This is a genomic window from Pseudoclavibacter sp. RFBB5, from assembly GCF_002931555.1.
Taxonomy (GTDB): Bacteria; Actinomycetota; Actinomycetes; order Actinomycetales; family Microbacteriaceae; genus Pseudoclavibacter.
On sequence record NZ_PSTZ01000009.1, the window covers coordinates 177,935 to 186,943 of the forward strand.

The 9,009-nt window shown below is 68.4% G+C and carries 5 protein-coding genes and 1 pseudogene; 4 read left to right on the plus strand and 2 right to left on the minus strand.

Going from position 1 to position 9,009, the window contains the following annotated elements; all coding sequences use genetic code 11:
* Positions 1-36: 36 nt before the first annotated feature.
* A pseudogene (locus C5B97_RS14745) lies at positions 37-2,094 on the plus strand (PhoX family phosphatase); the annotation flags it as partial.
* 381 nt (positions 2,095-2,475) lie between these two features.
* Here C5B97_RS14745 and C5B97_RS14750 read toward each other — a convergent pair.
* Positions 2,476-3,426, minus strand: coding sequence for an NAD(P)/FAD-dependent oxidoreductase (locus tag C5B97_RS14750; protein WP_181027031.1), 951 nt, complete (start codon positions 3,424-3,426; stop codon positions 2,476-2,478).
* A gap of 58 nt (positions 3,427-3,484) precedes the next feature.
* Here C5B97_RS14750 and C5B97_RS14755 point away from each other — a divergent pair, with 58 nt between their 5' ends.
* From C5B97_RS14755 to C5B97_RS14765, 3 genes are all read left to right on the plus strand, one after another.
* Positions 3,485-4,132, plus strand: a complete 648-nt coding sequence (locus C5B97_RS14755) for a helix-turn-helix domain-containing protein (RefSeq protein WP_258068292.1) — start codon at positions 3,485-3,487, stop codon at positions 4,130-4,132.
* A gap of 166 nt (positions 4,133-4,298) precedes the next feature.
* Positions 4,299-5,159 (plus strand): HAD family phosphatase, encoded by an 861-nt coding sequence (locus tag C5B97_RS14760; protein ID WP_104312769.1) that lies wholly within the window; start codon positions 4,299-4,301, stop codon positions 5,157-5,159.
* Positions 5,156-7,657: a glycoside hydrolase family 65 protein gene (locus C5B97_RS14765; protein WP_104312770.1), complete on the plus strand. Its 2,502-nt coding sequence runs from the start codon at positions 5,156-5,158 to the stop codon at positions 7,655-7,657. The genes C5B97_RS14760 and C5B97_RS14765 overlap by 4 nt, the downstream gene beginning before the upstream one ends.
* 217 nt (positions 7,658-7,874) lie before the next feature.
* On the opposite strand, the gene C5B97_RS14770 is transcribed toward C5B97_RS14765, so the two are convergent.
* Complete coding sequence (locus tag C5B97_RS14770) at positions 7,875-8,813, minus strand: endonuclease domain-containing protein (RefSeq protein WP_104312771.1); 939 nt, start codon at positions 8,811-8,813, stop codon at positions 7,875-7,877.
* Positions 8,814-9,009: the final 196 nt, after the last annotated feature.

Genomic DNA, 9,009 nt, shown 5'->3' on the forward strand with positions numbered 1-9,009 from the left:
TGCCTTCGTCGAGTCCCCCGACGAAGGAGTTCTCCCATGACCGATGTCTCGCGCCGCACGTTCCTCCCGATGCTCGGGCACACGAAGGGCAAGCGCAGCCCCGTGACGTGCGCCCTCAAGTGCGCCAACGCGTGCACGGGTGAGGTCTGCAACACCTCGTCGAATGCCTACTTCCGCGACATCGTTTCCGCGCAGCTTTCGCGTCGCGCCATGCTCGGCGCGAGCGCCGGACTCGCAGGCGCCATCACCCTCGCCTTCAGCGCCGCGCCTCGCGCCGAGGCCGCCCCGAGCGCGTCGCCGTTCGGTCCCGCCGCCTCGCCACTCGAGTTCACCCCGATCTCACCCGTCGATGCCATGTCCGATACGTTCACGGTGCCGGACGGCTACGACTGGCGCGCCCTCATCCGCTGGGGAGACCCGCTCTTCGCCGACAGCCCGATCTTCGACCCAGCGGACCAGACGGAGGCCGCGCAGGCCCGCCAGTTCGGCTACAACTGCGACTACACGGACATCCTGCCGCTCGATGGCACGGACGGCCTGCGCGCGGTGCTGTTCGTCAACCACGAGTACACGAACGAGAACATCATGTTCCCCGCGGCGCAGCTCGAGAACGAGCAGGCGCGGGTTCGGGCCGTCAGCCGAGCCGCACACGGCCTCACCGTCGTGGAGCTCGAGCGCACCTCCGCCGAACACCCCTGGAGCTACGTCGTCGGCGCCGAACGCAACCGCCGCTTCCTGCTCAACACGGTCTACGAGGTCACTGGGCCAGCCGCGGGGTCGCCGCTCCTGACGACGGTGGAGGACCCAGCCGGCCGCTGGGTCAAGGGGACACTGGGCAACTGCGCGGGCGGCACGACCCCGTGGGGCACCATCCTCTCCGGCGAGGAGAACTTCAACGGCTACTTCCGTTCCCCCGGGGTCTCAGCAGAAGACAAGCGGTACGGCCTCTCCGACAGCGAGACCGCCCGCGGCTGGGAGCTGGATGCGCCCCGCTTCGACACGAGGAACGCCGGGTACGAGAACGAAGCCAACCGCTTCGGCTGGATCATCGAGATCGACCCGCTCGACCCGACGAGCACGCCGAAGAAGCACTCGATGCTCGGTCGCCTCAAGCACGAGGGCGCCAACATCTCGATCGCCGCGAATGGCAGGGTCGTCGCCTACACGGGTGACGACGAGCGCTTCGACTACCTGTACAAGTTCGTCTCCCGCGACACCTACATCGAGGGCAACCGCGCCCACAACATGACGCTGCTCGCCAACGGCGACCTCTACGTCGCGCAGTTCGCGGGCAACTCCCCTGCCTCCGAGATCACGGGCTCCGGCGCGCTCCCGAGCGACGCCGCGTTCGATGGCACGGGCACCTGGCTGCCGCTGGTCGTCGGCGGGGCGTCGCAGATCGCCGGGATGTCCGTCGACCAGGTGCTTGTCAACACGCGCCTCGCCGCAGACCTCGCGGGCGCCACCAAGATGGATCGCTGCGAGGACGTCGAGCCGAACCCCTTCACCGGGAAGGTCTACGTCGCGTGCACCAACAACACCAACCGTGGCACGCCGGGCCGAGCGGGGGTCGACGAAGCCAACCCGCGTGCCGAGAACCGCGACGGGCACGTCGTCGAGATCACCGAAGCCGGAGGCGACCAGACAGCGACAAGCTTCACCTGGAACCTGCTGGTGCTCTGCGGCGACCCTGCCACGAACTCGTCGGCGTACTTCGCGGGCTTCCCCGCGGCGCAGGTATCGCCCATCTCGTGCCCGGACAACCTCGCGTTCGACTCCGTCGGGAACCTCTGGATCTCGACCGACGGCGCCCCGAGCACGATCGGCTACAACGACGGCCTGTTCCGGGTGACGCTCGAGGGCCCGGAACGCGGCAACGTCGAGCAGTTCCTGGCCGTGCCTCGCGAGAGCGAGACATGCGGTCCGGTCATCCACGACAGCGAGCGCCACGTGTTCGTCGCCGTCCAGCACCCCGGAGAGGACGGCTCCTTCGAGGTGCAGAACTCGCTGTTCCCCGACTTCGTCGCGGCTGGAACGCCCGCGCCGGCAGGTTCGTTCGCTGGCCCCCGGCCCACCATCGTGCAGGTGCTTCCCAAGGAGCAGCTCATCGAGGTGCCGGTCACGCCGACGCCCACGGTGTCCCCGACGGCGACTCCCGCCCCGACCTCCACCCCTCCGCTGACGCCGACCGCCTCCCCGACGGGCACACCCGGCGCGACCGGAACTCCCACGCCGAGCGCTTCGGCGCCCGGATGGGCCACGGCATCCCCGAGCGCCACCGCGACGCCCGACGGACTCGCATCCACCGGCGGTGAGCTGCTCGCGCCGACCATCGGCGGAGCCGCCGTGCTGGCCGCAGGCGCACTCGCCACCGCGGCCGCCATCCGCCGGCGCGGTGAACGACCCGCACAGGCCGGCGAGGGTGACAGCGAGTCGGAGTAGGCGACTTCTCGTCAGCTGCCGGGCGAGCAGCGGCTAAGGCCGCTGCTCGCCCGCGGTCGCCGCTGCGATCTCATCCATGAGCAGGGCGAACGCGACGTCGCCTCCCGCCGTCGCGCCCTGGCCGATCGAGACGGGCACGTTGGCGCGCGGGTCCCCCGCGTTGCCGACAACCCAGACGCGGGCGTCCGGATGCTCGGGGCCGCGCACCTCGGCCCCGTCGAGGAAGTCCGTCAACGGCACGAAGGCGGGATTCGTGAAGATCGCCTCAAGTTCGAGCTCGGTGCCGTTCGCGAGGCGCACGCCGCGCACACGATCGTCGTCGCCCGCGATCACCTCGTCGACTCCGGAGCGTTCGATGCGGATCCCCCGCGCGGTGAGCGCCCTCGCCTCGACCTCGCCGAGCGCAAACGAGCCGTTCACGAGCAGCACGATGTCAGCGCTCCATTGGCGCAGGAGGTGCGCCTTCATGTCGGAGTGGTCGCCGTTCGCGAGCACGGCGATCGGTCGGTCGCGATGCTCGTAGCCGTCGCAGAACGGGCACGCGTACACGCCACGGCCCCAGAGCGCGCGCAATCCGGGCACGTTGGGGAGCTCGTCGCGGAGCCCCGTCGCCACCACCACCGCACGCGCCCGGAAGGTCCGGCCATCGGTCGTCGCGATGCGCACGCGGGTGCCGTCGTCGTCTGCGACCGAGTCCACGGACGCCGCCTGGGCATCCTCGAAGCTGCCCTCGTGCGCCTCGACCTCGGCCCTGCCGACCCTGCGCAGCTCGCCGGGCGCGAGCCCCTCGTGGCCGAGCACCCCGTGCATGTGGTCGGTGAAGCGATTCCGCGGGACTCCGTGGTCGATCACGAGGACGCGTCGGCACCCTCTCGTGAGGGTCAGCGCAGTGCTCAGCCCGGCCGGGCCGGCGCCGATCACGACGGCGTCCCACAGCTGAGCCTCGGTGTCTGCCGCTCGCAGCGGCGCATCCTGATGTGTCATGCGTCGAGTCTCCGCGCCGGGTCTCGCGTTTCGCAACATCGTTTGCTAACTTCGCAACATGATGGATGCGCAGCAGGGCTCAGCCCACACCTCCCACACCGGACCAGACACGATCTCGGAGCAGACGGCCAGCATCCCCGAAGCGCTCAGCCGCGTCGCGCCGCGACTCCGGGAGATCCGACAAGCGCGGGGTATGACACTCAGCGAGGTCGCCGACGAGACCGGCCTCAGCATCAGCACGCTCTCGCGCCTCGAATCCGGCGGACGTCGGCCATCCCTCGACGCGCTGCTGCCCCTCGCGCGCTGCTACCGAGTGCCGCTCGACGACCTCGTCGGCGCGCCCTCCACCGGCGACCCGCGCATCCACCCGAAGCCCGTCAAACGCGGCGACCGCGTCTACCTCGCGCTCTCGCGCGCGACCGACGGCATGCAGGCGTTCAAAGTGCTCGTCGCCCCGCAGAAGCCCGCAGACCGAGACAAGCCCGTCCAGCTGCGAGTCCACGAAGGCACCGAATGGTGCTACGTCCTGGCCGGCCGACTCCGCCTGCAGCTCGACGACGAGGTCACGATCCTCGAAGCAGGGGAAGCCGCAGAATTCGACACGACCCGGCCGCACTCCATGACCAACGACGGCGCGACGACCCTCGAGATCCTCTCCCTCTTCAGCCGTCAGGCGGAGCGCAGCCACATCCACGAAACAGGCTGAACGGATCGTCCGAAAATGGACGCATCCCACCCCCAGGACGCCCTACGATATTGATCACCGCGCCGGGGATCTGCGGTGTGCATCGAGGGAGGAGCACACCGGTGAATTCTGTCGTGCACCATAGAACGGCGTCACGGCGCCACCCAACGATGCAAGGTTGGATGCAATGATCGCTCCTCGTCTTCGAGACGTGACACAGCTCACCAGTTCACAAGCCATACTCTTCGACCTCGACGGCGTCATCACGCCGACCGCCGAGGTGCACATGCGCGCATGGGCGAGGCTCTTCACCGACTACCTCACGCTCAAGGGCGTCGGCCCCGCGTACACCGACGACGACTACCTGCGCTACATCGACGGCAAACCGCGCTACGACGGCGTCCGGTCGTTCCTCGCCTCCCGCGGCATCACGCTCGAAAACGGGACCCCAGAGGACTCGCCCGAGCTCGAGACCGTGTGCGGCCTCGGCAACCGCAAGAACGACACCTTCAACTCGGAACTCGCCGAGACCGGCGTCCAGGCGTACCCGGGGTCCGTCGAGTTCCTGAACGCCGCCGTCGACCACGGCCTGCGCGTCGCCGTCGTCTCCAGCTCCCGCAACGCCGTGCCCGTGCTCACAGCAGCCGGCCTCCTCGACCGCTTCGAGACCGTCGTCGACGGCCTCGTCGCCGCACAGCACGGCATCGCCGGCAAGCCGGCACCAGACACCTACCTCTACGCGGCCCAGCTGCTCGGCCTCACCGCGGCGCAATGCGTCGTCGTCGAGGACGCGCACTCCGGCGTGCAGGCAGGACGCGACGGCGACTTCGGCCTGGTCATCGGGGTGTCCCGCGAGGCGAGCCACGAAGAGCTCATGTCCTCAGGGGCCGACACCGTGGTCGACGACCTCGCAGAGCTCGTGCCGGTGTTCACGAACTCAGACAGCAAGGCTGTCATCTCAGACAGCAAGGCTGTCGTTTCAGACAGCAAGGCTGTCATCTCAGACAGCAAGGCTGTCGTTTCAGACAGCAAGGAAGGCAACGCATGAACCTCTCCACGGAAGACCCGCTGGACCGGCACCGCTTCCCGCTCGACGAGTGGGCACTCGTCGAGCACGAATTCGACGCCAACTCGCAGGGTCTCGTCGAGACGCTCTTCGCCACCGGCAACGGCTACCTCGGCCTCCGCGGCAACCTCGAAGAGAGCCGCGACGGCTACATGTACGGGACCTTCATCAACGGGTTCCACGAGACGTGGCCCATCCGTCACGCAGAGGACGCGTTCGGCTTCGCCCAGGTCGGGCAGACGATCGTCAACGTGCCAGACGCGAAGATCATCCGCCTCTTCGTCGACGACGAGCCGCTCGTCATCAGCGAAGCCGACCTGCTCTCCTACTCACGCGTGCTGTCATTCAAGGACGGCGTCCTGACCCGCGAGCTCGACTGGCGCACGCCGTCGGGCAAGCACGTGCGCATCCGCTCGCACCGACTCGTGTCGTTCACCGACCGCCACTACATGCTCCTCGACTACGAGGTCGAGATGGTCGACCGCGGCGCGTCCATCCTGCTCTCGAGCCAGATCATCAACCGCCAGGACGGCGGCGACGAGTTCCAGCGCGGCAAGAAGGAGACCGAGGTCGCGTTCGACCCGCGCAAGGCGGAATCGTTCACCGACCGGGTCCTCCAGTCCCGCATCGCACGCGAGGAGGGCCTCCGCTCGATGCTCGCCTACCGCACCACGCACTCCGGCATGACCATCGCGGTCGCGGCAGACCACGACATCGTCACCGACAACGAGTGGGATGCGACGACCCGCGTCGACGCGGACTTCGCCGAGACCGCCTTCCGCGTTCGCGCGGAACCGGGCATGCCAGTGCGCATCATCAAGCACGTCGCGTACCACACGTCGAAGAGCGTGCCCACGCGCGAGCTCGCCGACCGTGCCGACCGCACCCTCGACCGCATGCGTGAGATCCCGGTCGAGGATGTCTACACGTGGCAGCGCGAGTGGCTCGACGACTTCTGGGACCGCAGCGACATCATCATCCACGGCCACCCCGTGTACCAGCAGGCGACCCGTTGGAACCTCTTCCAGCTCGCCCAGGCCACGGCCCGCACCGACGGCGGCGGCATCGCGGCCAAGGGCGTCTCCGGCTCCGGATACGGCGGCCACTACTTCTGGGACACCGAGGTGTACGTCCTCCCGTTCCTCAGCTACACGGCCCCGAATGTGGCCCGCAACGCGCTCCGCTTCCGCCACCAGATGCTCGACGCGGCACGCCAGCGCGCGCATGAGATGAACCAGAAGGGCGCCCTCTTCCCGTGGCGCACCATCAACGGCCTCGAGTCGTCCGCCTACTACGCAGCCGGCACCGCCCAGTACCACATCGACGCCGACATCTCGCATGCCCTCATGCAGTACGTCTCAGCCACGGGCGACGATGAGCTCCTCGCGCAGGGCGCCATCGACATCCTCGTCGAGACCGCCCGCCTCTGGGCTGACCTGGGCTTCTGGCGCACCGGCGGAGACGACCACTTCCACATCCACGGCGTCACCGGCCCCGACGAGTACACGACCGTCGTCAACGACAACCTGTACACCAACGTCATGGCAAAGGCGAACCTGCGCGCGGCCTACACCGCCTGCGAGCGGCTCCGCGAGACCGACCCGGCCTCATTCGAACGCCTCACCATGCGCCTCCACCTCGCCGAGGAGGAGCTCGTCGAGTGGGCAGCCGCCGCCGAGGCCATGTACCTGCCGTTCGACGAGAAGCTCGGCATCCACCCGCAGGACGCCCAGTTCCTCGAGAAGGAGCTGTGGGACCTCGAGAACACGCCGCCGTCGCAGCGCCCGCTGCTGCTGCACTTCCACCCGCTCGTCATCTACCGGTTCCAGGTGCTCAAGCAGGCCGACGTCGTGCTCGCGCTGCTCCTGCAGGGCAACGAGTTCACGCCGGAGCAGAAGCGCAAGGACTTCGAGTACTACGACGCGCTCACCACGGGCGACTCGTCGCTCTCCGCGGTCGTGCAGTCGATCATCGCGGCGGAGGTGGGCTACGCGGATCTCGCGGAGCACTACTTCTCCACGGCCCTGTTCGTCGACATCGCGAACCTGCACCACAACACGAGCGACGGCATCCACATCGCCTCGACGGGCGGCATCTGGAGCGCGCTCGTCTACGGCTTCGGCGGGATGCGCGACCACGGTGGGAAGATCACCTTCGACCCCCGCCTCCCCGCGGACTGGCCGCGCCTCGAGTTCCGCCTCACGCTGCGCGGGTCGCGCATCCGTGTCGCCCTGGAGCAGGACTCGATGACCTTCACCGCCGAGACGGGTTCGGGCGCTGAGGTGTTCGTGCGCGGCCGCCGGGTCGCGATCGCCCCGGGCGAGCCGACCACCGTCAAGCTCTGCGCCGTGCAGGAGCTCGAGGGGTACCCGACGCTGAGCGACATCGAGGGCTCGATCCGGGAAGACGGCTCCGTCATCACGGCGTCCATCCCGACGATCTCGGTCGACCACGCGGTCCTCGATCCCGGCCTCGACTAGCGGATCCTCACCTCCAAGCCCGGCGACGCCGTCTGCATCCGCAGGCGGCGTCGCCGTTTCCGTGCAGGCTCGCTGCATCGCCAGTTCCGCGCGAGCTCGAGACGTTCACCCCGCGATCGCTGCCACCCAAATGGCCCTTCAGCGTCTGCGTCGCCGAAGCGCTGCCAGTCAAGTGGCCCTTCTCACCCCTCCTCAAGGGCCATCTGACTGGCAGCGTTCACTGCACGGCCCCGCGCTCCGCGAGGGCACGGCGGATGCTCTCGAAGAGGTTTCGGGGCCACCGCAGGTCCGTGTCTGTCACTCGAATCACTCGCCAGCCGGCCCGCTGCAGCGCCTCGGTTCGTTCCAGGTCTCGGCGCGCGGCGGCGGCATCGAGGAAGTGCCCCTCACCCTCGTATTCGATGGCGATCTTGTGTCGGACGTAGGCGAGGTCGATACGCGCGTTGCCGTAGCCGGGCACGGAGAGCCTGTGCTGCATCGTCGGCTCGGGAAACCCGGCCCAAAGGATCAGCAACCGCAGCACGGTCTCCTTGGGCGACTCCGATCCCTCCCGCGAAAGCTCGAGCGCTGCTCGGAGATTCGCGGCCCCTGGGCGTCCCTTCCAGCGTTTCGCCACCTCACGGAGCTCCCCGAGTGAGTGCATCGGCGCGAGGGGGCTTCGGCCCGGATAGCACTCGAACGACGTGCGCAGCGCATCCGCGAACACCACCGTCCGCGTCAGATCGAGCCGCCCCGCGAGCTGCGCGAGCAGCGTGGCCGGAGACAGCGTCAGCACTCCTCTGTGCTCGGACGTCTCGAAGCGCCTCGCGTCGAGTCGATACCCGCGTATCCGCTTGCCAGTTGGCGGATGCGCCGGCTGTGCGACTGCGACGTGTGTCACCATCTCATCCTCCAGGGCTCTTGGCAGCGGGAGGCCCCACCAGCGCGCTCCCGACACGTCTGCGAGCGCCTGCCCTTCCCCAAGCCCCGCCCGTGCAAAGCTCTCGTCGAGGTCATACGGGCTGAGATCCCGAGCGGATACTCGGATGCCGTGATGTGATGCGACGAGATCGCTCGCCCTCATCCGCTTCCGGGAGACTCCGTTGTCGACGGCTTGTGCGGTCGAGAAGCCCTCGCTCGTCGTGAGGTTCTCCGGCAGAGGTCGAGGTGTGCGCATGCCGCGACGCTAAGTTCGCCGTTGCCTGCATCTCGGAATGCGATCATCACCTGTGGAGACGACCGTATCCACAGGGTTCCTGATCACCGAGTGGCGTTGAGCCCTCGTCCTGCAGCCCCTGGGCCGACCGATCGCTGCCAGTCAAAGTGCCCTTTCGCGCCTCCGCTCCCCAAGCGCTGCCAGTCAAGTGGCCCTT